This is a genomic window from Cellulomonas cellasea, from assembly GCF_030372105.1.
Lineage (GTDB): Bacteria > Actinomycetota > Actinomycetes > Actinomycetales > Cellulomonadaceae > Cellulomonas_A > Cellulomonas_A cellasea_A.
In genome coordinates this window covers 36,367-59,087 of record NZ_JAUDBQ010000011.1, presented here as the reverse complement: position 1 = coordinate 59,087, position 22,721 = coordinate 36,367, and the positions used below count along the sequence as shown (strand labels likewise).

19 protein-coding genes are annotated in these 22,721 nt (G+C 74.4%); 5 read left to right on the top strand and 14 right to left on the bottom strand.

Annotation, left to right across the window (positions count from 1 at the left end; all coding sequences use genetic code 11):
- Window positions 1-62: 62 nt before the first annotated feature.
- The 11 genes from QUV83_RS11540 to QUV83_RS11490 all read right to left on the bottom strand — a co-directional run bounded on the left by QUV83_RS11540 (window position 63) and on the right by QUV83_RS11490 (window position 10,393).
- On the bottom strand, window positions 63-551 hold the full coding sequence (locus tag QUV83_RS11540) for a hypothetical protein (protein ID WP_289564664.1): 489 nt from the start codon (window positions 549-551) through the stop codon (window positions 63-65).
- Window positions 548-1,360: a dihydrofolate reductase family protein gene (locus QUV83_RS11535; protein ID WP_289564663.1), complete on the bottom strand. Its 813-nt coding sequence runs from the start codon at window positions 1,358-1,360 to the stop codon at window positions 548-550. The genes QUV83_RS11540 and QUV83_RS11535 overlap by 4 nt, the downstream gene beginning before the upstream one ends.
- Window positions 1,361-1,369: 9 nt before the next feature.
- Window positions 1,370-2,665, bottom strand: coding sequence for a uroporphyrinogen-III C-methyltransferase (cobA, locus tag QUV83_RS11530; RefSeq protein WP_289564662.1), 1,296 nt, complete (start codon window positions 2,663-2,665; stop codon window positions 1,370-1,372).
- Between the two features lie 4 nt (window positions 2,666-2,669).
- The gene (locus tag QUV83_RS11525; protein WP_289564661.1) at window positions 2,670-3,590 is read right to left on the bottom strand and encodes an ABC transporter permease; all 921 of its coding nucleotides are present in this window, start codon (window positions 3,588-3,590) and stop codon (window positions 2,670-2,672) included.
- Complete coding sequence (locus QUV83_RS11520; protein WP_436231911.1) at window positions 3,580-4,311, bottom strand: ABC transporter ATP-binding protein; 732 nt, start codon at window positions 4,309-4,311, stop codon at window positions 3,580-3,582. Before QUV83_RS11520 ends, QUV83_RS11525 begins: the two co-directional genes overlap by 11 nt.
- A 71-nt stretch (window positions 4,312-4,382) precedes the next feature.
- Window positions 4,383-5,507 carry an ABC transporter substrate-binding protein gene (locus QUV83_RS11515; RefSeq protein WP_289564660.1) on the bottom strand — a complete coding sequence of 375 codons (1,125 nt, stop codon included), beginning with the start codon at window positions 5,505-5,507 and terminating at the stop codon, window positions 4,383-4,385.
- A 36-nt stretch (window positions 5,508-5,543) separates the two neighbouring features.
- Complete coding sequence (locus tag QUV83_RS11510) at window positions 5,544-6,902, bottom strand: sulfate adenylyltransferase subunit 1 (RefSeq protein ID WP_289564659.1); 1,359 nt, start codon at window positions 6,900-6,902, stop codon at window positions 5,544-5,546.
- Window positions 6,902-7,855, bottom strand: coding sequence for a sulfate adenylyltransferase subunit CysD (gene cysD, locus QUV83_RS11505; RefSeq protein WP_289564658.1), 954 nt, complete (start codon window positions 7,853-7,855; stop codon window positions 6,902-6,904). The genes QUV83_RS11510 and cysD overlap by 1 nt, the downstream gene beginning before the upstream one ends.
- Complete coding sequence (locus QUV83_RS11500) at window positions 7,852-8,577, bottom strand: phosphoadenylyl-sulfate reductase (RefSeq protein WP_289564657.1); 726 nt, start codon at window positions 8,575-8,577, stop codon at window positions 7,852-7,854. Before QUV83_RS11500 ends, cysD begins: the two co-directional genes overlap by 4 nt.
- A complete protein-coding gene (locus tag QUV83_RS11495) occupies window positions 8,574-8,738 on the bottom strand; it encodes a hypothetical protein (protein WP_289564656.1) in 165 nt (54 codons plus the stop codon). Before QUV83_RS11495 ends, QUV83_RS11500 begins: the two co-directional genes overlap by 4 nt.
- Entirely contained in the window at window positions 8,735-10,393 is a 1,659-nt protein-coding gene (locus QUV83_RS11490; RefSeq protein WP_289564655.1) for a nitrite/sulfite reductase, read from the bottom strand. The genes QUV83_RS11495 and QUV83_RS11490 overlap by 4 nt, the downstream gene beginning before the upstream one ends.
- A gap of 376 nt (window positions 10,394-10,769) precedes the next feature.
- Here QUV83_RS11490 and zapE point away from each other — a divergent pair, with 376 nt between their 5' ends.
- Entirely contained in the window at window positions 10,770-11,804 is a 1,035-nt protein-coding gene (zapE, locus tag QUV83_RS11485; protein ID WP_289564654.1) for a cell division protein ZapE, read from the top strand.
- Between the two features lie 52 nt (window positions 11,805-11,856).
- Here zapE and treZ read toward each other — a convergent pair whose 3' ends face one another.
- The 3 genes from treZ to glgX are packed head-to-tail and all read right to left on the bottom strand — an operon-like array spanning window position 11,857 to window position 18,439.
- Window positions 11,857-13,650: a malto-oligosyltrehalose trehalohydrolase gene (treZ, locus tag QUV83_RS11480; RefSeq protein WP_289564653.1), complete on the bottom strand. Its 1,794-nt coding sequence runs from the start codon at window positions 13,648-13,650 to the stop codon at window positions 11,857-11,859.
- The gene (treY, locus tag QUV83_RS11475; protein ID WP_289564652.1) at window positions 13,650-16,250 is read right to left on the bottom strand and encodes a malto-oligosyltrehalose synthase; all 2,601 of its coding nucleotides are present in this window, start codon (window positions 16,248-16,250) and stop codon (window positions 13,650-13,652) included. Before treY ends, treZ begins: the two co-directional genes overlap by 1 nt.
- Window positions 16,247-18,439, bottom strand: coding sequence for a glycogen debranching protein GlgX (gene glgX / locus QUV83_RS11470; RefSeq protein ID WP_289564651.1), 2,193 nt, complete (start codon window positions 18,437-18,439; stop codon window positions 16,247-16,249). Before glgX ends, treY begins: the two co-directional genes overlap by 4 nt.
- A gap of 141 nt (window positions 18,440-18,580) precedes the next feature.
- Here glgX and QUV83_RS11465 point away from each other — a divergent pair, with 141 nt between their 5' ends.
- The 4 genes from QUV83_RS11465 to QUV83_RS11450 all read left to right on the top strand — a co-directional run bounded on the left by QUV83_RS11465 (window position 18,581) and on the right by QUV83_RS11450 (window position 22,687).
- Entirely contained in the window at window positions 18,581-19,759 is a 1,179-nt protein-coding gene (locus QUV83_RS11465) for a glycosyltransferase family 4 protein (RefSeq protein ID WP_289564650.1), read from the top strand.
- Between the two features lie 125 nt (window positions 19,760-19,884).
- On the top strand, window positions 19,885-20,751 hold the full coding sequence (gene modA / locus QUV83_RS11460) for a molybdate ABC transporter substrate-binding protein (RefSeq protein WP_289564649.1): 867 nt from the start codon (window positions 19,885-19,887) through the stop codon (window positions 20,749-20,751).
- Window positions 20,748-21,614 carry an ABC transporter permease gene (locus QUV83_RS11455; protein WP_289564648.1) on the top strand — a complete coding sequence of 289 codons (867 nt, stop codon included), beginning with the start codon at window positions 20,748-20,750 and terminating at the stop codon, window positions 21,612-21,614. The genes modA and QUV83_RS11455 overlap by 4 nt, the downstream gene beginning before the upstream one ends.
- Complete coding sequence (locus QUV83_RS11450; protein ID WP_289564647.1) at window positions 21,611-22,687, top strand: sulfate/molybdate ABC transporter ATP-binding protein; 1,077 nt, start codon at window positions 21,611-21,613, stop codon at window positions 22,685-22,687. The genes QUV83_RS11455 and QUV83_RS11450 overlap by 4 nt, the downstream gene beginning before the upstream one ends.
- Window positions 22,688-22,721: the final 34 nt, after the last annotated feature.

Below are 22,721 nucleotides of genomic sequence, written 5' to 3'. Positions count from 1 at the left end.
ACGCCTCCCACCGAGGCGTGACACAGGCCGGGTCGCGGCAAGCGACCCGGCCTTTGTCTGCGTCAGTCGACGATCTCGCTGGTGCCCGAGTACAGGTGCAGCACCGGCACCTTCAGCTCCTCGCGCGCCCGGGAGGCCCAGTCGCGGCGGAACGTGTCCTCCAGCGCGTGCGGGTACGTGACGACGACGATCTCCCGCACACCGCCGGCGTTCACGGCGGCCCGCAGCGCCGGCAGCGGGTCGTCCTCGACGACCGTGCCGGTGGCGTCACGGCCGGCGTCGGCGAACGCCGCCAGGCTCGTGGCGAGCTGCTCGGCGGCGGTGGCCTTCGCCTGCGTGGGCGACGGCTCCCGGCCGAGCACCACGTCGAGCGCCTCGCGCAGCTCGCCCATGCTCAGGTTGTCCACCAGGGACACCAGCAGGTTGCGCTCCGTGTCCGCGGGCACGAGCACCCGGTAGGCGAACTGCTCGTCCTGGTGCAGTTGCAGGATGTGCTCCACGTCGACGGGAGCGAGGGAGTCCTCCGTGAGGACGAGAACGGTGTCTGTCACGGCTGCGAGCCTAGTGGCGGCCCCGACGGCGCGCTCAGCAACCATCTGCCGAGCAGCGTCCCGTCGGCGTGCAACAGGTGCGCCGGGACGGCGTCGACAGGGGGCGCCAGCCAGGGCGCGCCGGCCAGCACGCGGGGGGCGTCCCCGCCCACCAACAGCGGGCTCGTCGTCAGGCAGAGCTCGTCCACGACGCCGCGGGCGACCAGCTCGGCGAGGAGATGCGGGCCGCCCTCGGCGAGCACCCGGCACAGGCCCCGATCAGCGAGCTGCGTGACCGCGGAAGCGGGATCGACCCGGCCGCTCCCGGCGACGATCACCCTGTCGGCGCCCACACGCCGGCGGAGGTCGTCGAGCCCAGGCCGATCCGCCACGGTGATGATCAGGGGAGCGCGCGGGGAGTCGAACAGGACCTCGGGCAGCTCCCCGAACGCTGTCACCACGGCCAGTTCGAGCTCCGGGCGCTGGCCCCGGGCGGCGCGCGCCGGGGCCAGGCCAGCCGGGACCGACAGCGCCCGGTACCGCTCGGCCCGGGCAGTGCCCGCGCCGATCAGCACGACATCGGCCCACGCCCGCTGCACGGTGAACGCGCGGAAGTCGGCCGGGTTGTTGATCGACCCGGACACGTGGTCGGCGCCGGTGGCCGAGCCGTCCAGGGTGGAGACCATGTTGGCGCGCACATACGCGCCGGAGGAGGGCAGGGGGTGGGCGTACAGCGCGCTGAGCGCCGGCTCGTCGTCGGCTGGTGGGAGCCGTTCGCCCGCCCGGTCGAGCGGCAGCAGGACGTCGAGCGTGGGCGTGGGATCGGGCATCTGGCCAGGCTAGCGATGTGGGGGCGGGCCGCCAGCGGGCTGGTCGACGGGCTCGCCCGCGTCCTCACGCTCCCCGACGGGTGCGCCCGCGCTGCCGCCCAGTTCACTTGCGAGCGCCACCACCTCGCCGACCACCACCACGGCGGGAGACGTCACGCCGCCGGCGGTGGCCCGGTCCGCGATGTCGGCGAGTGTGCCCAGGGTGGTGCGCTGCTCGGCGAGGGTGCCGCGCTCGACGACGGCCACGGGTGTGCGCGGGCTCCGGCCGTGGCTGATGAGCGCGGCGGTGTGCTCGGCGAGTTGGGCGACGCCCATCAGCAGCACGAGGGTGCCGTCGAGGCGGGCGAGGGCCGCCCAGTCGGTGGCGTCGTCGTGGGCGGAGACGACGGTGACCTGGCGGGCGAGGCCGCGGTGGGTGACGGGGATGCCGGCGGCGGCGGGGACGGCGAACGCGCTGGTGACCCCGGGGACGACCTCGACGGGGAGGCCGGCGTCGCGGCAGGCGAGTGCCTCCTCGCCGCCGCGGCCGAGCAGGTAGGGGTCGCCGCCCTTGAGGCGCACGACGCGTTGGCCCGCGGTGGCGCGCTCGACGAGCAGCTCGTTGATCTGCGCCTGGGTGAGGGTGTGCGCATGGGGCGCCTTGCCGGCCTCGATGACCTCGACGTCGTGGGGGAGCCCGTCGAGCAGGGCCCGGGGGCCGAGCCGGTCGGTGACGACGACGTCGGCCTCGGCGAGGAGGCGGCGTCCGCGCACGGTGATGAGGTCGGGGTCGCCGGGGCCGCCGCCGATGAGCGCGACGTGGCCAGGGCTGGGCCGGTGGCGGCGCAGCGGCAGGTCGCCGCTGTCGAGCAGGGTGGAGATGGCGGAGCGCAGGGCGGCGGCACGGCGGGGGTCGCCGCCGGCGCTGACGGCCACCGTGACATCCCCGGCGCGGGCGACGGCGGGGGTCCAGGCGGTCGACCGGGCGGCGTCGCCCGCGTGCACGCACCACACGCGGGCCGCCTCGGCCTCGGCGGCGACGGCCGCGTCAGTGGCGCGGTCCCCGGTGGCGGTGTGCACGAACCAGGCGCCGGCGACATCCCCGGGCTGGTAGCCGCGGCGCTCGTGGCGCACGGCGCCGGCTGCCGCGAGGGCTTCGAGGTCCTCGCAGAGCTGCGGCGCGACGACCCGCACCCTGGCCCCCTCCTGCACCAGGGTGGCCGTGCGGCGCGCGGCCACCGGGCCGCCCCCCACCACCAGCACGTCACGGCCGCGCAGGTCCAGCAGCACCGCGTGGCGCATCGGGGGATCGTCGGGTGCGGGCATCGGATCAGCCTCCGCTCAGACCGGTCAGGCCGCGGGCGTGCAGGATGCGACGCTCCAGCGGGGTGAACACGGCGAGCTCGATGAGGATGCCCACCGCGAAGATCAACAGGATGGCAGCGATGACCAGTGACATGTCACTGGTGTCGCGGCCCAGGTTCAGGAGCTGGCCGAGCCCGGCGCCCAGGCGCGGGGTGTTGGTGATGAGCTCGGCGGCCATGAGGGAGCGCCACGCGAACGCCCAGCCCTGCTTGAGGCCGCCCAGGAAGCCCGGCAGCGCGGCGGGGAGCAGGACGTGGCGGATGCGGCTCCACCCGCTGGCGCCCAGCACCCGGCCCACGCGCAGGTACAGCGGCGGCACCTGGTCGACCCCCGCGAGCAGGCCGTTCACGATGGAGGGCACGGCGCCCAGCAGCACCACCGTGAAGATGGCGGCGTTGCTGAGCTGGAACCAGATGATCGCGGCCGGCACCCACGCGATGGACGGCAGCGACTGCAGGCCGGTGATGAGGGGGCCGAGAGCGCGGCGCAGCAACGGCAGGGTGGCCATCGCGGTGCCGAGGGCGACCCCGACGACCACCGACGCCAGGAAGCCGAGGCCGCCGCGCTGCACGCTCAGGCTGGCCGCCCGGATCGCGGACCCGTCCTGGGTCGCCTCGACGAGGGTGTGCCACACGTCGAGGGGTCGTGGCAGCGCGTAGGAGGGCTTGATCCCGGACGCCGCGAGGACCTGCCAGGCGCCGAGCAGGACGAGGAGGGCCGCGGCGGTGGGCCAGAAGGCGCGCCAGGCGGCGGCCCACCACGGCGTGCGAGTGGCCTCGACGGCTGTCTCCAGGGCGTCGAGACCCGCTTCGAGATCGCGCGCGACGGTGGCCGGCGAGCCCGGCGCCGGCGGCGTAGTGGTGGAGGTGGACGGGTCAGCGGGCATGGCTGGCGATCTCCGCTCGCAGGTGGTCCGTGATCTCCACGGAGAGCTCGGCCACGGCGTGGTCCTCGATGCGGCGCGGCTGCGGGATCGGCACCGTCCACTCCCGCACGATCCGGCCGGGACGCGAGGACAGCAGCACGACCCGCTGCCCGAGCCGCACGGCCTCGCGCACGTTGTGGGTGACGAACACGACCGACCGGCCCGTCTCCTGCCAGATCCGGGTGAGCTCGGAGTGCATGACGTCGCGGGTGATGGCGTCGAGGGCGGCGAAGGGCTCGTCCATGAGCAGCACCTCGCCCTCCTGCGCCAGGGCGCGGGCGAGGGCCACGCGTTGGCGCATGCCCCCGGACAGCTCGTGCACCCGCCGGGCGTGGGCCCCGTCCAGGTGCACGAGGCTCAGTAGCCGCTCGGCCTCCGCGCGGCGCGCGGCGCGTGGCACGCCCCGCAGCCGCAGGGCGAGCTCGATGTTCCGCCCGGCGCTGAGCCACGGGTAGAGCGCGGGCTCCTGGAACATCAGCGCCGGGCGGCGGGCGCCCACCTCCACCGTCCCCCCGGTGGGGGAGTCGAGCCCCGCGATGAGGGAGAGCAGGGTGGACTTCCCGCAGCCGGACGCCCCGAGCAGGCACACGAACTCGCCGGGCTCCACGACCAGGTCGATGCGGTCGAGCACCGGTGGCCGCGTGGTGTCGCCGAAGTGGTGGCTCACCTGGGTGAGCCGCACCGGGGGCCGGGCCGGGCGCCCCGGCGCAGGACGCGCCGGGGCGAGGGTGGGCGCCTGGACCTCGCGCACGCTCATTCCGTCCCGAGCCCCGCGGCCGAGACGGGCTCCTGCCCGCGCTCGGCGAGGATCGCGTTGAGCGGGCCGAGGACGTAGATGCCCTTCAGGTCGACCTTGTCCGAGACACCGACCTCGGCCGCATGGTCGGCCGACGTCTGCAGGGACCCCGCCACCGGGTCGTTCGTGGGGCGCAGGTTCGACCAGGCGCGCAGCAGCACGTCGTCGCCGAGCTTCTTGCTGGTGAGCGACTCGATGGCGGTGTTGGCCGCCTGCGCCGCCTCCTGGTCGTGCTCGGCGATCCACTCGCCGGTGGACACATGCGCCTCGAGCAGCTTGGCGACCGTCTCGGGGTGCTGCTCCAGGAACTCGGTGCGCACGATGAGGTGCGTGGTGACGAAGTCGCCGTCCGGCCACAGCTCCTTCTCGTCGAGCAGCACCTTCGCCCCGCCCTCGACCACCAGGCGCGACGCCCAGGGCTCCGGAATCCAGGCGCCGTCGAGTGAGCCCTGCTTGAACAGGTCGAGCGTCTGGGCGTTCTCCTGCGGGGCGATCAGCACGTCGTTCTCGCCGCCCGTCACCGACGTCCGCAGGCCGTTCTCCAGCAGCCAGGCGCGCAGCGCCACATCCTGGGTGTTGCCGACCTGCGGAGTGGCGAGCGTCGCGCCGCGCAGGTCCTCGACGGAGTCGATGCCCTCCCGCACCACCAGTTGGGCGCCGCCGGAGGTCGCGCCGGCGATGATCCGCACCGCCTCCCCGTCAGATTTGGCGAACGCGTTGATGGCCGGGTTCGGGCCGATGTACGTCGCGTCCAGCCCATCGGCGAACAGGGCCTCCACCGCCGCCGGGCCGGCGTTGAAGATCTCGGTGGTGAGCGTGGTGTCGCCCAGCGCCTCGGCGTACGTCCCGTCGGCCACCCCGATCAGGGGGATCGCGTGGGTGATGTTCGCGAAGTAGCCCAGGCGCAGCTCGGTGGCCTCACCGCTCGTGGCGGCGGCCTCGGCGCCCTGGTCGGCTGGGGTGTCGAGTGCCGCGCAGGCGCCGGCCAGCGCGGCGGCCGAGGCGATCAGGACTGCGGAGAGCGCGGTGCGGCGGGCTCTGGGGCGGAGGGCTCGGGTGCGGGCGTGCGGGGTCGTGGGCATGTCAGGTCCTCTCGAGGGCATGGATGTGGGAGCAGGTCACTGCTCCCGACATCGCCCCGACAGCTCGACGGCGTCCGCCAAGGGCGAGCGGCCCACCATCCCCGCCGCGAGCGTGGCCCCGTCCAGCGGGTCGACCAGCAGGAACGTGCCGGTGCGGCGGTGCTCGGCGAAGTCGTCGAGCAGCACCGGCTCGGCGAGGAGCACCCGCACGGTCCCGATCGCGTTGAGGGTTAGCGAGCCCGACGAGGGCTCCAACTCGAGAGTGTCGACGTCGAAGCGCGCGCCGACCTCCTGCAGCACGCCGCGCACCGTGCGCGTCCCGGTGCGGACCAGCACCCGCGTGCCAGCCACGCCCGGCTGCTGCGCGAGCCAGCACACCGTCCCGCGCAGGTCCGTGCCCACTGTCGTCGGCGCGTCCGCGGCCACCAGCACGTCACCGCGCGCCACGTCGAGGTCGTCCTCGAGCAGCAGCGTCACGGACTGCGGGGCGTGGGCCACGTCCAGTGGGCCATCGAACGTGTCGATGCCCGCCACCCGGCTGCGCCCGCCCCCCGGCGCCGTGACGACCTCGTCGCCGACGGCCACCGCGCCCGCGCTGATGCGGCCCGCGTAGCCGCGGTAGTCGGGGTGCTCCGGGGTGCGCGGCCGGATGACGTACTGCACAGGGAAGCGCAGCGGCTCGGCGGCCGCGTCGCGCAGCACGGGGACCTGCTCCAGGTGCTCGAGCAGAGTGGGGCCGGTGTGCCACGGCATCCGGGCCGAGCGCTCGACGACGTTGTCGCCCGCGAGCGCCGAGACTGGGATGGCCCGCACTCCGGTGACGCCCAGCCGCGCGGCGTAGGCGGCGAACTCGTCGGCGATCGCCGTGAAGGCGTCTTCCGCGTAGTCGACCAGGTCCATCTTGTTGACGGCCAGGACGAGGTGCGGCACGCGCAGCAGCGCCGCGATCGCGGCGTGCCGCCGGGTCTGCTCGAGCACGCCGCGGCGCGCGTCGACGAGGACGACGGCGAGCTCGGCGGTCGAGGCGCCGGTGACCATGTTGCGCGTGTACTGCACGTGCCCGGGGGTGTCGGCGAGCACGAACGCGCGGGTGGCGGTCGAGAAGTACCGGTAGGCGACGTCGATGGTGATGCCCTGCTCGCGCTCGGCGCGCAGGCCGTCGGTGAGGAGCGCCAGGTCGACGGCCTCCCCGCCGCGGGCGTGGCTGGCCCGCTCGACGGCGGCGAGCTGGTCGGCGAGCACCGACTTGGTGTCGTAGAGCAGCCGCCCGATGAGGGTGCTCTTGCCGTCGTCCACCGAGCCGGCGGTGGCCAGGCGCAGCAGGTCGCGCTCCCGATGCCCGCCGGGCGGGGCCGGGAGGCTGGGGGCGTGCTGGGTGGTGGTCTGCGTGCCCATCAGAAATACCCCTCGCGTTTGCGGTCCTCCATGGCGGCCTCCGAGGCGCGGTCGTCGGCCCGGGTGGCGCCGCGCTCGGTGAGCCGGCTGGCGGCCACCTCGACGATCACGTCCGCGACGGTCCGGGCCGTGGAGTCGACGGCGCCGGTGCAGCTCATGTCGCCGACGGTGCGGTAGCGGATGGTGCGGCGCTCCACGGGCTCGTGGGGGAGCGGGCCGCCCCAGTCGCCGGCGGTGAGCCACATGCCGTCCCGGGCGAACACGTCGCGCTCATGCGCGTAGTAGATGGACGGCAGCTCGATCTGCTCGCGCTCGATGTACCGCCACACGTCGAGCTCGGTCCAGTTCGACAGCGGGAACACGCGCACGTGCTCGCCGGGGCTGTGGCGGCCGTTGTACAGGTCCCAGAGCTCGGGTCGCTGGCGGCGCGGGTCCCATTGGCCGAGCGCGTCGCGCAGGCTGAACACGCGCTCCTTGGCGCGGGCCTTCTCCTCGTCGCGCCGGCCGCCGCCGAACACCGCGTCGAAGCGGTGGGTGGTGATGGCGTCGAGCAGCGGGACGGTCTGCAGGGGGTTGCGGGACCCGCCGGGCAGCTCGCGCACCCGGCTGGAGTCGATCGCCTCCTGCACGCTCGCGACGACCAGCCGCAGGCGGTGCTGGGCGACGGTGTCGTCGCGGTAGGCGATGACCTCGGGGAAGTTGTGGCCGGTGTCGACGTGCATGACGGGGAAGGGCACGGGCGCCGGCCAGAACGCCTTCCGGGCCAGGTGCAGCATGACGATGGAGTCCTTGCCGCCGCTGAACAGCAGCACGGGGCGCTCGAGCTCGCCGGCGACCTCGCGGAAGATGTGCACGGCCTCGGACTCGAGCACGTCGAGCTGGCTCAGGGCGTGTGGGGCCCTCGCCGCAGCCGGGGGCGCCGGGGCCGTCGGGATGGATGTCGTGGACGTCATAGGTGCAACCCGCATTCCGTCTTCTCGTGGCCTGACCATCGCCCGGCGCGGGCGTCCTCGCCGGGCGCCACCGCCCTGGTGCACGGCGCGCAGCCGATGGACGTGTACCCGATCTGCCGCAGGGGGTTGAGCAGCACCTGGTGCTCGGCGGCGTAGGCGTCGACGTCGTCCTGCGTCCAGGCCGCGAGCGGGTTGAGCTTCACCTTGGATCGGCGCTCGTCCCAGCCGACCACCGGGATGTCGGTGCGGGTCGGCGCGTCCTCACGGCGCATGCCCGTCACCCACGCCCGGTAGGGGAGCAGTCCGCGCTCGAGCGGCTCCACCTTGCGCAGGGCGCAGCACAGGTCGGGTCGTCGCTCGTGCAGGCGGGCGCCGTGCTCGGCGTCCTGCTCGGCGACGGTCTGCCGCGGCACGACGGTGCGCACAGTGATCGGCGCGGTCGCCGCGAACGCGTCGCGGGTGCCGATCGTCTCGGCGAAGTGGTAGCCCGTGTCGATGAACAGCACGTCCACGCCGGGCGCGGCCCGCGACGCGAGGTGCACCAGCACCTCGTCGGCCATCGACGAGGCGACGACCAGCCCTGCGCCGAAGGCCGCATGCGCCCAGGCGAGCACGTCGAGGGGGTGGGCGCCCTCGAGCTCTGCGCCCGCGGTGAGGGCCGTGTCGCGCAGCGCGGCAGTGTCCGGCGCGCCCGTTGCCGAGGGTGGCGTGGCGGCGCTCATCGGCCCACCGCCAAGGCGACGAAGCGCACCGCGAAGACGCGCGCGCACGTGCGGCACTCCCACTCGCCGTGCCGCTCGCCGGCCGGGCGCAGGTCCTCGCCGGCGCAGAACGGGCAGTAGTACGGCACGGCCCGCTGGCCCGCGTCCAGGCCGGTGCTCATCGCAGGTCCTCGTCGTCGGCGCGCAGGGCCCACTGCGCGAAGAGCTCGTCCTCGTGGCGTTGGGCGTCGAAGCGCCGCGCCACGCGCTCGACGTAGTCGGCGAGCTCCTCGGCGGGCACCCGCAGGCCGCGCAGTGTGCGGCCCATGCCGCTGGTGAGCCCCAGCCCGCCCCCGAGGTGCACCTGGTACCCGTCCTCGCCGCCCGCGAGCGCGCCCTTGAGGCCGATGTCGGCGACTTGGATGCGGGCGCAGGAGTTCGGGCAGCCGTTGAGGTTGATGGTCAGGGGATGGTCGAACGTGGGCAGCCGCTCGTCGAGGCTGGCGACGAGCTCGGCGCCGCGGGCCTTCGTCTCGACGATGGCGAGCTTGCAGAACTCGATGCCGGTGCACGCCATGGTGCCGCGCCGGAACGTGGACGCCCCGCGCACCAGGAGGCCGAGGCGCTCCAGGCCCTCGACGAGCGGGTCGACCTGGTCGGCGGCGACGTCGAGGACGACGATCTTCTGCTCGGCGGTGAGCCGCACCCGGGTGGACCCGCACAACTCGGCGAGGTCGGCCACGGCGGCGAGCACGGCGCCGGGGGTGCGTCCGACGAGCGGCGCGGCGCCGACGTAGAACCGGCCGTCGTTCTGCGGGTGCACGCCCACGTGGTCGCGCCGTGCGAAGGGCGGCGGAGGCGGGGCGGGGCCGTCGGGCAGCGTGTAGTCCAGGTACTCGCCCTCCAGCACCTGGCGGAACACCTCGGGGCCCCAGTCGGCGACGAGGAACTTCAGGCGCGCCCGCGAGCGCAGGCGGCGGTAGCCGTAGTCCCGGAAGATCCCGGCGACTCCCGCCCACACGTCGGGGATCTGCTCCAGGGTGACGAAGGCGCCCAGGCGGACCGCGAGCCGGGGGTTCGTGGACAGCCCGCCGCCCACCCACAGGTCGAAGCCGGGGCCGAGCTCGGGGTGCAGCACGCCGACGAAGGACACGTCGTTGATCTCGTGGGCCACGTCCTGGTGCGGGGAGCCGCTGATGGCCGTCTTGAACTTGCGCGGCAGGTTGGAGAACTCCGGGTTCCCCACGAAACGGGCGCTCACGGCCTCGACCGCGGGGGTGCCGTCGATGATCTCGTCGGCGGCCACCCCCGCCACGGGGGAGCCGAGGATCACGCGGGGGGTGTCCCCGCACGCCTCCTGGGTGCTGAGCCCCACAGCCTCCAGCCGGCGCCAGATGGCCGGCACATCCTCGATGCGCACCCAGTGCAGCTGCAAGTTCTGCCGGTCGGTGATGTCCGCGGTGCCGCGCGCGTGCTCGAGGGAGATCTCCGCGATGGTCCGAAGCTGCTCGGTGGTCAGCGCGCCGCCGTCGCAGCGGACCCGCAGCATGAAGTACTCGTCGTCGAGCTCATGCGGCTCCAACGTGGCGGTGCGGCCGCCGTCGATGCCCGGCCGGCGCTGGGTGTACAGGCCCCACCAGCGCATCCGCCCGCGCAGGTCGTCGGGGGAGATCGAGGCGAAGCCCTGCTGGGAGTACACCTGCTCGATGCGGCGGCGGACGTTGAGCCCGTCGTCCTCCTGCTTGAACCGCTCGTTGGCGTTCTGGGGCTCATGCGAGCCGAAGGCCCACTGGCCCTCGTCTCTGGTCGCCGGTGGGGCGATCCGTGTCTGCGCCATCTGGCGCCACCTCCGGGGTTCGAGGACGTGCAGGCTCGTCGGCCACCCGTGGGTGGCGGTGCGGGCGCCGCGCGCCCGACAACAGGGACGAGCGAGTCACGCGCTCCGGGGGCAGACGCCCAGACAGCACAGGGCCCGACAGCACGCCGCAGCGTCGCCACGAAGGCGGCGCTGCGGGACACACAGGGACGAATGCACCATATGAGGCTGACAGAGCCAGGCGGCAGATGGCAGCCCGTGACCGCATCGTGAGACCAGGCGCCCGGCTGCCGGGACGACACGCCTGGCCCGGCCCCTGTGGCCGTCGCGGCGCCGCACCCGGCTCCGGGTGGGCGCTGGCTCGCGCGTCCCGCCGTCCCCCGTAGGCTCAGCGCTCGTGACAGCGACGGACGCCCCCGCCACCCAGCCGGCGAGCCTCGTGGCACGCCGGCCACAGGTCCCCGTCGACAGGCTCCTCGCCGAGCTCGTGCCCCCGCGCCACTTCGCCGACGAGTCCTTCGCCACCTACCGCCCCGACGCCGGCCACCCCAGCCAGCAGGCCGCCCTCGACCGGCTGCGCGACGTCGCCGACGAGCTCACCGGCGCCCGCGCCGGCTCCTGGTGGCGGCGCCGCAGGGCCAGCGCCCCGCCGGCGGTCTACCTGGACGGCGGCTTCGGCGTCGGCAAGACCCACCTCCTGGCCTCGCTCGCGCACGCCGTGGGCGGGCCGACCGCGTACGGCACCTTCGTGGAGTACACGAACCTCGTGGGCGCCCTGGGGTTCCTGCCCACGGTCGAGGCGCTCGCCAAGCGGCGCCTGGTGTGCATCGACGAGTTCGAGCTCGACGACCCGGGCGACACGGTGCTCATGGCCCGGCTGTTGCGCGAGCTCGCCGACCGGGGCGTCGCGCTGGCGGCCACCTCCAACACGCTGCCGGGATCGTTGGGCGAGGGGCGGTTCGCCGCCGACGACTTCCTGCGCGAGATCCAGGCCTTGGCCGACCGGTTCGAGGTGCTGCGCGTCGACGGCGAGGACTACCGCCACCGTGCCCTGTCCACCGGCGGCCCCGGCCTGACCGACGCCGAGGTGCGTCGGGCCGCCGCCTCGGAGCCCGGGGCCACCCTCGACGAGTTCGCCGGCCTCGTGGCCCACCTCGCCACCGTGCACCCCAGCCGCTACGGCGCGCTGCTCGACGGCGTGCGGCTGGTCGCCGTCACCGGCGTCGGCCCCGTGCAGGCGCAGGACGTGGCACTGCGCCTCGTCGTGCTCGTGGACCGCCTCTACGACCGGGACGTGCCCGTGCTGCTCGGCGGCGGCGGGGCCGAGCAGCTGTTCACCCCGGAGATGCTCAGCGGCGGCTACCGCAAGAAGTACCACCGCGCCCTGTCACGGCTCGGTTCGCTGGCCGAGGCCGGCCGCGCGCTGCTGTAACCCGAGGACGCTGCTGTAGCCGGAGGACGCCGGTAGCCCGAGGATGCCGCGCTTACGCCAGGACGACGACGCTGCGCCCGGGCAGCACCACGTGGCCGGACTCCTCGTCGACGCCTGGCGGCTCCACGCGCACCGGCGACCACGCCGCGCGCACGTCGAGTGGGCGGCCCGTTCGGAGTGGGACGCGCCGCTCGTCGTCGGCCAGGTTCACCACCACGCGCGCGTCGCCGCGCTCGACCACGAGCCAGCCACGCCAGCCTGACGACGTCTGTTCTGCCGGAGCGTCCTCGAACCGCACCCGGGTGGCCGCGAGGTCCCCGGAGGACAGGTCGGGCTCCGCGCGGCGGAGGGCGATCAGCTGCCGGTGCCAGTCCCACAGCCGCGCATGGCCCTCCTGCCGCAACTCGCCGCGGTCCAGGCGGCTGGCCTCGAACGTGGACCGCGCCTGCGGGTCGGGCGGCTCCACGACGCCCCCGTACAACTCCTCCCAGCCGTGTCCGCCGAACTCCGCCCGCCGACCCGAGCGGACCGCCTCCGCGAGGTCGGGCTCCGGGTGGTCGGTGAAGAACAGCCACGGGGTGCGGGCGCCCCACTCCTCGCCCATGAAGAGCATGGGCGTGAACGGGGACAGCAGCACCAACGCGGCCTCGACCGCGAGCGCCCCCGGGTCCAGCCGCGCGGAGGGCCTGTCGCCGAGCGCGCGGTTGCCGACCTGGTCGTGGTTGGAGGCGGACACGACGAACTGGTGGCCGTCGGTGCCCGGTGGCAGCGGCCGTCCCCAGGGGCGCCCGCGGAAGGCCGACCAGCCGCCGTCGTGCACGAACACCTGGGTGAGGGCCTTGCGCAGGGTCTGCGGGGAGCCGAAGTCGACGTAGTAGCCGTGCCGCTCGCCGGTGACGAGGGCGTGGATGGCGTGGTGCACGTCGTCGGCCCACTGCGCCGTCATGCCCCAGCCGCCCTGCGCCACGGGCCGGATCGCGACGGGGTCGTTGAGGTCGCTCTCGGCGATGAGCGACAGCGGGCGTCCCAGCTCGGCGCCGAGGTCGGCGACCTCGAGGGAGAGTTGGGCGAGCAGGTGCTGGGGCGAGTCGTCCACGAGTGCGTGCACGGCGTCGAGTCGCAGCGCGTCGAGGTGGAAGTCGCGGAACCACCGCAGCGCGCTGTCGCAGATCCAGCGCCGCACCTCGGGGGAGCCGTCCTGGTCGAGGTTGACCGCGGCGCCCCACGGGGTGTGGTGGGCGTCGGTGAGGTAGGGCCCGAACACGTCGAGGTAGTTGCCTGAAGGCCCCAGGTGGTTGTGCACCACGTCCAGGCACACGCCCATCCCGCGGGCGTGGGCGGCGTCCACGAAGCGTTGCAGCGCGCGCGGGCCGCCGTAGGGCTCGTGCACCGAGTACAGCGAGACGCCGTCGTAGCCCCAGCCGTGCGTCCCGTTGAACGAGGCGAGCGGCATGAGCTCCACCATGTCGACGCCCAGCGCGACGAGGTCGTCGAGATGCTCGATCGCGGCGTCGAGCGTGCCCTGTGCGGTGAAGGTGCCGACGTGCAGCTCGTAGAGCACCGCGCCACGCGCGTCGAGGCCCAGCCAGCCCGCGTCGGTCCAGGCGAAGTCCGTGGCGTCGAAGGCCTCGGCCGGGCCGTGCACGCCGTCGGGGAGCCGCTCGGCGCGGGGGTCGGCATGCGGGGGAGCGCCGTCCACCGCGTAGGCGTGCGGCGTGCCGGGGGCGAGGTGCAGGTCGGCGTCCCACCAGCCGTCGCCGACCCGGCGCAGCGGGACCCGGCGGCCTTCGCGCGGCAGGTCGAGCTCCACCTGGCCCGCCCGGGGCGCCCACACCCGCGGCCGCACTAGTCCTCCGCCCGGACCAGCAGCGCGACGGGCAGCCGCTGCAGCAGGTCGGCGACGCGGCGCAGCCCGCCTTCGGCGGCCCGGTCGGTGAGGACGTCGCGCCAGCGCCCCTCGGGCAGGGCCACCGTGTGCTCGCCCCAGCCGCCGAGCCGGTCCAGGGAGGCCGCGAGCCTGGTCGCGACGACGACGGCCCGGGCGTCGCCGGCGGTGGTGCGCGCGAACGTCAGGGCGTGGTCGGAGGAGTGCGCGAGCGGCACGAACCCGGAGTGCGGCCCGGTGAACGCGTCGGCCAGGTCGCGTCGGGTGCGCAGGGCCTGTGCGGTCACCCACAGCTTCTCGTCGGCGAGATCCCGCGGCCCGGCGCCCGAGTCGAGCCGGCGCAGGCGCTCGGCGAGCTCCGCGGCGGGCACTGGCCTGCGGTTGTCGGGGTCGACGAGCGCCACCACGGGAGCCTCAGTGCCCTGGTACACGTCCGCGACGCCAGGCAGGGTCAACTGCGCGAGCTTCGCGCCGAGGGTGGCGGCGCGCACCGCCGACCGGGTGCGCTCCTCCCACCCCGTGAGCAGCACCCCCACGGCCGGGTCGGCGCGCGCCGCGCGGGCCGTGACCACGATGGCGTCCTCGTACTCGGCGTCCGGGTCCACCCACGACGTGTGCGTCTTGGCCTCCCGCACGGCCTTGAGCAGGTAGTCCGTGAGCCGGTCGGCCGCGATCGGGCCGTCCTCGGTCCAGGTGCCCGCGAGCGTCTGCCACAGCAGGTTCTCGGTGCGCCCGTCGAGCAGCGCGCTGCGGTACGGCGCGGAACGCTCCCGCAGCTCCTCGACGAGGGCCGCCCACTCATGCGGCAGCTCCGACAGGACGTCGATGCGGGTGCGGGTGTCCTCGGTGCGCTTGGTGTCATGCGTCGTCGAGGCCGTCATGCCCAGCGGGGTCCAGCGCCCGGCGCGCGCGGCCCACGACGCGAGCTCGGAGGGCGCCAGCGAGAAGCGCTCAGGCTCCCCGCCGACCTCGCACAGCGACACGAGCTGCGTCCAGCGGTAGTAGGCGGTGTCCTCCACGCCCTTGGCCATCACCGCCCCGCAGGTCTGCTGGAAGCGCACGACGAGCTCGTCGCGCTGCGCCTCCCGGGTGCGTCCCGCGCTGCCCGCCTCCCGCCCCAGCAGGAGCTCGACCACGACCTCCAGGGTGGGGGCGCGCTCCGCGGGCAGCCGCTCGGCGGCGAGGCGCGCGGCGGCCTCCATCGCCTGCAGCGACGCGTCGTCCGCCGGTTGGCCGGGGACCACGTACGCCCGGTACCTGTCGAATGCGACCAGCAGCTCGGCGAGGCAGTCGTGCAGCGCGCGCCACGTGTGGTCGCGCAGCCGCAGGTCGTCGTGGCAGATGTCCGCCGCCAAGTCCGTGATGCGGTGCACCTCGGCGTACAGGGGGCCGGCGACGACCTCGCGCTTGGACTCCTCGATGATGGCGGGCAGCGCGTCGGACGTGTCGCCCGCCAGGCGGTGCATGAGGGCGCCCAGCTCGGCGGCGCCGCCGGGATCCACGAACGCCTGCTGCACGCGCCACAGCGTCTCGTAGCCGGTGGTCCCCGCCGTGGCCCACCCCGCGGGGACCTCCTCGTCGCCCTCCAGGATCTTCTCGACGACCACCCAGGCGCCGCCGGTGCGCTCCCGCAGCCGCTCCAGGTAGCCCGCCGGGTCGGCGAGCCCGTCGGGGTGGTCCACCCGCAGCCCGTCCACGGTCCCATCCGCGACGAGCTCGAGGATCAGGGCGTGCGTGGCATCGAAGACCTCCGGGTCCTCGACACGCACCGCGGCGAGGGTGTCGATGTCGAAGAAACGCCGGTAGTTGAGCTCCTCATCCGCCACCCGCCAGTACGCCAGGCGGTAGTGCTGCCGCTCCACCAGCTCCGCCAGGGACAGGTGCTCCGTGCCCGGCCGCAGCGGGAAGACGTGGTCGTAGTACCGCAGCACCCGTTGCGGCCCCGATCCGGGCACGTCGACGTCGTCCAACGCCAACTCGCCCCGGGCGATGACGGCGCCGATGCGGTCGCCCAGCACGGGCATGAGCAGCGCGCCCTCGCCGGCCGTCCAATCCACGTCGAACCACCGCGCGTACGGCGAGCCAGGCCCCTCGGCCAGCACGGACCACAGCGCCGAGTTGTGCCACGCGGGGGTCGGCACCGCCATGTGGTTCGGCACGATGTCCAGCACCAAGCCCAGCCCCGCTGCCCGCGCGGTGGCCGCGAGCGCCCGCAGCCCCTCGATCCCGCCGAGCACCGCGGAGACGGTGCTGTGGTCCACCACGTCGTAGCCGTGCGCGGAGCCCGGCGCGGCGGACAGCACAGGGGACAGGTACAGGTGGGTCACGCCGAGGGAGGCGAGGTAGGGGACCTGCGCGGCGGCGTCGGCGAAGGTGAGGGCGGGCCCGAGCTGCAGGCGGTACGTGGAGACGGGCACGGGGCGCCCGGGCGCCGGGAGGTGGCGGGCGGGGGTGCCGGCCCAGGGCTCCGCGTCGGCGGGATCCGAGGCTCCCCTGCGCGTCGGCCCGGCGGTGCTCATGCGCGTCGCCGCGGTGTTCATGCGCGTCGCCGCGGTGTTCATGCGCGTCGCCGCCGTGCGGTGCGGGCGTCGGCGCTCGCCTTGGCCGCCAAGCCCTGGCCCTCGGCGCTGAGCGTCTCGGCGACCGGCGGGCGGGTGAGCAGCACGACGGAGCGGGCCGCCACCTCCATGCTCGTGCCCGCCGCGACGGCCGCGCCCTCGTCGGATCGGCCCCCGGTGTTGACGACCACCGTCCAGGTGGGCCCGTACTCGTCGGGCGGGAGCGTGAACGTCATCGGCTGCGCCTGGGCGTTGAACAGCACCAGGAAGCTGTCGTCGATGATCTCCTCGCCGCGCACGTCCGGCTCGGCGATGGCCTCGCCGTTGAGGAAGACCGTCACGGCCCGCGCCTGGTCCGCCTGCCACGCGGACTCCTCCATGTGCCCGCCGGAGGGGGTGAGCCAGGCGATGTCCCGCAGGTCGGACTCGCCGCCGTGCTCGGCAGCGCCCGCGAAGAACCGTCTGCGGCGCAGCACGGGGTGCTCGCGGCGCAGCTTGACGAGTTGGCGGGTGAAGTCGAGCAGTGCGGTGCGCTGCGGGTCCAGGTCCCAGTCCACCCAGGACAGCGGCGAGTCCTGGCAGTACACGTTGTTGTTGCCCTGCTGGGTGCGGCCGAGCTCGTCCCCGTGGGAGATCATCGGCACGCCCTGGGACAGCAGCAGCGTGGTGAGGAAGTTGCGCTGCTGCCGGGCGCGCAGGTCCAGGATGTCCTTGTCGGACGTGGGGCCCTCGACGCCGCAGTTCCAGGAACGGTTGTGGCTCTCCCCGTCGCGATTGCCCTCGCCGTTCGCCTCGTTGTGCTTGTCGTTGTAGGAGACCAGGTCGGCGAGGGTGAAACCGTCGTGGGCGGTGATGAAGTTCACCGACGCGATGGGCCGGCGGCCGGTGTGCTCGTACAGGTCGGAGGAGCCGGACAGGCGGCTCGCGAACTCCCCGAGGGTGGACGGCTCGCCGCGCCAGAAGTCGCGGACGGTGTCGCGGTACTTGCCGTTCCACTCCGACCACAGCGGCGGGAACCCGCCCACCTGGTAGCCGCCGTCGCCCAGGTCCCACGGCTCGGCGATGAGCTTGACCTGGGAGATGACCGGGTCCTGCTGCACGATGTCGAAGAACGCCGACAGCCTGTCGACCTCGTGGAACTGGCGGGCCAGGGTGGCGGCCAGGTCGAAGCGGAACCCGTCGACGTGCATCTCCTGCACCCAGTAGCGCAGCGAGTCCATGACGAGCTGCAGCACATGGGGGGAGCGCATCAGCAGGGAGTTGCCCGTGCCGGTGGTGTCGAAGTAGTGGGTCGGGTCGTCGTCGACCAGGCGGTAGTAGTTGGCGTTGTCGATGCCCCGGAAGCTCAGGGTCGGTCCCAGGTGGTTGCCCTCGGCGGTGTGGTTGTACACCACGTCGAGGATCACCTCGATGCCCGCCTCATGCAGCGCCTTGACCATCTGCTTGAACTCCTGCACCTGCTGGCCCGCCTCGGGATAGGCGGCGTAGCCGTTGTGCGGTGCGAAGAACCCGATGGTGTTGTAGCCCCAGTAGTTGCTCAGCCCCTTGTCCACCAGGCCCGGGTCGATGACGAACTGGTGCACCGGCATCAGCTCCACGGCCGTGACGCCCAGGGTGGTGAGGTGCTCGATGATGGCTGGATGGCCTATCGCGCTGTAGGTGCCCCGCAGCTCTTCTGGCACCGCTGGGTGCTGCTGGGTCAGGCCCCGCACATGCGCCTCGTAGATGACGGAGTCGTGGTACTCGTGCCGGGGCGGGCGGTCGTGGCCCCAGTCGAAGAACGGGTTCACCACCACCGACGTCATCGTGTGCGCCGCGGAGTCGTCGTCATTGCGCTCGCCCTCGGCGCCGAAGCGGTAGGAGAACAGCGACGGGTCGCCGTCGACCTGCCCGTCGATCGCCTTGGCGTACGGGTCTAGCAGCAGCTTCGCCGGGTTGCAGCGGTGGCCCTCGGCGGGCTCGTACGGGCCGTGCACACGGAACCCGTAGCGCTGCCCCGGTTGCAGCCCCGGCACGTACCCGTGCCAGACGAAGGCGTCGACCTCGGGGAGGTCCACCCGGGTCTCCACCCCGTCGGCGTCGAGCAGGCACAGCTCCACCCGCTCGGCCACCTCGGAGAACAGCGTGAAGTTCGTCCCCGTGCCGTCGAAGGTCGCGCCGAGGGGGTAGGGGCGCCCTGGCCAGATCTGCATGCGCCCAAGAGTGCCAGCGTGCGTTCCACCGCGCAGGATGACGCGGGGCGCCCATTCGCGCGGATCTGCTCGTCGGAGGGCTGTTGCTAGCATCGGCGCATCGCCGCCTCGCCTCTGAACCCCGCTCCGCTGTCGCGCCCGTTGCGCGTCGGCTTGGTCATCGACGACTCCCTGGACCGGCCTGACGGGGTGCAGCAGAACGTGCTGACCCTCGGCCGCTGGCTCGCCTCCCAGGGGCATGACGTCCACTACTTGACGTCCACGACGACGCGCCCCGACCTCGCCCAGGTGCACAACCTGGCGCGCAACGTCAGCGTCCGCTTCAACGGCAACCGGCTGAGCACACCCGGCCGGGCGCCCGCGCGGGCCATCGACGAGGCGCTCGCGCTGGGCTTCGACGTGCTGCACGTGCAGATGCCCTACAGCCCGCTGCTGGCGGGCCGGGTGATCCGCCGGGCCCCGCGTGGCACGGCCGTGGTGGTGACGTTCCACATCCTGCCGCTGACGGTCGCCGCGCGGGCCGCGACGCATGCGCTGGGGCTCGTCCAGCGGCGGCAGATGCGGCGGATCGACGCGGTGCTCGCGGTCTCTGGCGCGGCCGAGGAGTTCATGCGGGGCGCGTTCGGCGTGGCCGGGCAGGTGGCGCCGAACCCGGTGGGCCTCGAGCCGTTCCGCGCGGCCCGGCGTGCCGCCCTGGCCGCGGCGAGCCCCGACGACGCGCCACGCGTGGTCTTCCTCGGCAGGCTCGTCGAGCGCAAGGGCGCCGGCGCCCTGCTCGACGCTCTCGGGCTGCTCGCGGGCCAGGGCACGCTGCCCTCGGGCCTCGAGGTGGTCCTCGCGGGCACGGGCCCGCAGCGCGACCGGCTGATGCGCTCCGCGCAGGAGCACGGGCTCGGCGACGTCGTCACGTTCCCCGGGTTCGTCGCAGAGGAGGACAAGGCGGCGCTGCTGGCCTCCGCCGACATCGTCGCGCTGCCCAGCCTGGGCGGCGAGAGTTTCGGCATCAGCGTCGTGGAGGCCCTCGCCGCCAGCCGCGGCGTGGTGCTCGCGGGGGACAACCCCGGGTACCGCTCGGTGATGGACGGGCTCACCGACCAGCTCGTCGATCCGCAGGACACCCCCGCGTTCGCTGCGGCCCTGGCCGCGCGCCTGGCCGACCCCGCCGCCCGCCGTGCGGCCAGCGAGCGCCAGTCCGCCGCAGCCGAGCAGTTCGACGTCGAGGTCGTCGGCCAGGCGGTGCTCGGGCATTACGCGCGGGCGCTGGACGCGGCGGGGCGCCGCTCGACGTCGGGCGCCGAGCCCGCGCGGCCTGCGCGCTGACCCCGGCCTGCCCGGACGCCTCCGATGGGGCTCGTCCGACCCGGCGCGCTGTGAGGCTGCTTGGGCGGATCCGGTGGGCTGATCGTCCCGCGCTCCGTTCGGGGGCGGCTGCTAGCGTCCGATCCATGCGAACGACGACCACCCCCAGCACTGTCCGCTCGACCGCCCTCACGGGCCGGGGGCGACGGCGCGGGCGTGTGGTCGTGGCCGTCGGGGCGCTGGCCCTGGCCCTGGCGGGATGCGCGGGCCAGCCGGCCGACTCGGCCGGCGGGCCCCCGGAATCCACCCCCGAGGCCACCCAGGAGACGGCGGGGGTCACCGGCGAGCTGCGCATCATGGCGGCGGCCTCCCTGGCGGCTGCCTTCGACGAGCTGGTGGAGTCGTTCGTCGCGGAGAACCCGGACGTCGACGCGCCCGTCGTCACCTACGACGGCTCGTCCACGCTCGTCACCCAGCTCGCCGAGGGCGCCGAGGCCGAGGTCTTCGCCTCCGCCGACCAGGCGAACATGACCAAGGCCGTCGACGCGGGGCTCATGCGCGGCACGCCGTCCACCTTCGCGACGAATGTGCTGCAGATCGCGGTGGCGCCCGGCAACCCCGCGGGCATCGAGTCCCTCGCCGACCTGGCCGACCCCGCGCTGCAGGTGGTGCTGTGCGCGCCCGAGGTGCCCTGCGGCGCCGCGTCCGCCAAAGCGCTCACCGCAGCCGGGGTGAGCGTGACCCCGGCCAGCGAGGAGCAGAACGTCACGGCCGTGCTCAAGAAGGTCACGCTGGGCGAGGCCGACGCCGGGCTCGTCTACGCCACCGACGTGCAGATCTCCGCCGGCGGGGTGGACGGCGTCACGTTCGCCGAGTCCACGGCCGCGGTCAACAGCTACCTCATCGGAGCCCTCGACGGCACGTCCAGCCCCGCCGCGCAGGCGTTCGTCGACTTCGTCCTGTCCCCGACCGGCCAGAAGGTCCTGGCGACGTACGGGTTCGGCCCGGCATGACCCTCACGGAGCGCCGCGCCACGATCGACGCAGCCGCCGCTCCGCGCACCACCGCAGCGCCGCGGCCGGTCACCGTCGGCGTGCCGCGCCTGCTGTACGTCTTCGCGGTCATCGGCCTCGGCCTGCTGACGCTGCCGGTGCTCGCGCTGCTGGTGCGGGCCGACTGGCCGGGGGTCCCCGCGGCCATCACCTCGCCGGAGGCCCTGTCGGCGCTGGGGCTGTCGCTGCGCACAGCCCTCGCGGCGACAGTCCTGTGCTTGCTGCTGGGGGTGCCGCTGGCGGTGGTGCTCGCGCGGACGTCCGCGCGGGTCGCCGACGTGGTCCGCGCGCTCGTGACGCTGCCGCTGGTGCTTCCGCCCACGGTCGGCGGCATCGCGCTGCTCTACCTGCTGGGCCGGCGCGGCCTGGTGGGGGAGCAGCTCGACCTGCTGTTCGGCATCCGCATCCCCTTCACCACCACCGCGGTGGTGATCGCGCAGGCCTTCGTCGCGCTGCCGTTCCTGGTGATCGCCGTCGAGGGCGCGCTGCGCAGCGCCGGCGACCGCTATGAGGTCGTCGCGGCGACGCTCGGCGCCGGGCGCTGGACGGTGCTGCGGCGCATCACACTGCCACTGGTGGGACCTGGCCTGGTGAGCGGCACGGTGCTGTGCTTCGCACGGGCGCTCGGGGAGTTTGGCGCCACGGCGCTGTTCGCGGGCAACAGCGCCGGGGTGACCCGCACCATGCCGCTGGCCATCTACACCGCGTTCAACGGCGCGGGCGTCACGCAGGACTCGGCGGTGGCGTTGTCGCTGCTGCTGGTGGCCGTCGCCGTGGTGATCCTCGTGCTCGCGCGGGCCTGGAAGCCGGGGGGCCGCGCATGAGCGACTTCCTGGAGGCCCGCTTCACCGTGCGACGCGGCGACTTCGCGCTGGACCTCGGCCTCTCCGCCGCGCAGGGCGAGGTCCTCGCCGTCCTCGGCCCCAACGGCGCCGGCAAGTCCACCCTCCTCGCAGTCCTCGCGGGCCTGCTGCGCCCCAGCTCGGGGTTCGTGCGGGTGGGCGACCGCCTGCTCACGGACGTGCCCGCGCAGGGCAGGGCGCGCCTGGTGGCGCCCGAGCAACGGGCGGTGGGGCTCCTAGGCCAGGACGGCCTCGTCTTCCCACACCTCACAGCCCTGGAGAACGTCGCCTTCGGCCCACGCTCGGCAGGCATGCGCCGGGCCGAGGCGAGCCGCCACGCCGCCGGGTGGCTCGAGGCCGTGGGCTTGGCCGACCTCGCGGCGCGCCGGCCCGCCGAGCTCTCCGGCGGTCAGCGCCAGCGCGTCGCCCTGGCGCGCGCCCTGGCCGCCGAGCCCCAGGTGCTGCTGCTCGACGAGCCCCTCGCGGCGCTCGACGTCGGCGTGGCCCCGCAACTGCGCCAGCTCCTGCGCGAGCAGGTCGCGCGCACCGGCACCACGACCGTCCTGGTCACCCACGACGTGCTCGACGCGGTGGTCCTCGCTGACCGCGTGCTCGTGCTCGACGGGGGAGCGGTGGTCGACGAGGGGCCCACCGCGCACGTCCTCGCGGCGCCCCGCGACCCGTTCACCGCGACGATGGCCGGGGTGAACCTGGTGGTCGGCGAGGCGCGGGACGGCGGGGTGCGGGCCCCGGACGGCCGGCACGTCGTCGGACGCGAGCCCGTGGAGCCGGGCGGCCAGGCGGCCGCCGTCTTCGCGCCGTCAGCGGTGGCCGTGCACACCAGCGCGCCCGCCGGGGGCAGCCCGCGCAACGTGTGGCGCACCCACGTGGTCGCGCTGGAGCCCGGCCACGCGGTGATCCGGGTGCGCACAGCGGGCCGCCCCGAGATCGTCGCCGACCTCACGGCCGCCGCTGTGGCCGAGCTGGGGTTGGGCGAGGGCACCGAGGTGTGGCTGTCGGTGAAGGCGACAGAGGTGGGGCTGCACCGCCGCTGAGCGATCTCGGGCTGAGGCGCCGAGCGGCGCACTG

Coding starts and splice junctions, on each gene's coding strand:
- cobA (WP_289564662.1), bottom strand. CDS start 2,665: ATGCCCGCACCCGACGATCCCCCGATGCGCCACGCGGTGCTGCTGGAC.
- QUV83_RS11490 (WP_289564655.1), bottom strand. CDS start 10,393: ATGGCGCAGACACGGATCGCCCCACCGGCGACCAGAGACGAGGGCCAG.
- QUV83_RS11525 (WP_289564661.1), bottom strand. CDS start 3,590: ATGCCCGCTGACCCGTCCACCTCCACCACTACGCCGCCGGCGCCGGGC.
- glgX (WP_289564651.1), bottom strand. CDS start 18,439: ATGCAGATCTGGCCAGGGCGCCCCTACCCCCTCGGCGCGACCTTCGAC.
- QUV83_RS11515 (WP_289564660.1), bottom strand. CDS start 5,507: ATGCCCACGACCCCGCACGCCCGCACCCGAGCCCTCCGCCCCAGAGCC.
- QUV83_RS11500 (WP_289564657.1), bottom strand. CDS start 8,577: ATGAGCGCCGCCACGCCACCCTCGGCAACGGGCGCGCCGGACACTGCC.
- cysD (WP_289564658.1), bottom strand. CDS start 7,855: ATGACGTCCACGACATCCATCCCGACGGCCCCGGCGCCCCCGGCTGCG.
- QUV83_RS11495 (WP_289564656.1), bottom strand. CDS start 8,738: ATGAGCACCGGCCTGGACGCGGGCCAGCGGGCCGTGCCGTACTACTGC.
- QUV83_RS11535 (WP_289564663.1), bottom strand. CDS start 1,360: ATGCCCGATCCCACGCCCACGCTCGACGTCCTGCTGCCGCTCGACCGG.
- QUV83_RS11455 (WP_289564648.1), top strand. CDS start 20,748: ATGACCCTCACGGAGCGCCGCGCCACGATCGACGCAGCCGCCGCTCCG.
- QUV83_RS11510 (WP_289564659.1), bottom strand. CDS start 6,902: ATGGGCACGCAGACCACCACCCAGCACGCCCCCAGCCTCCCGGCCCCG.
- QUV83_RS11450 (WP_289564647.1), top strand. CDS start 21,611: ATGAGCGACTTCCTGGAGGCCCGCTTCACCGTGCGACGCGGCGACTTC.
- modA (WP_289564649.1), top strand. CDS start 19,885: ATGCGAACGACGACCACCCCCAGCACTGTCCGCTCGACCGCCCTCACG.
- treY (WP_289564652.1), bottom strand. CDS start 16,250: ATGAACACCGCGGCGACGCGCATGAACACCGCGGCGACGCGCATGAGC.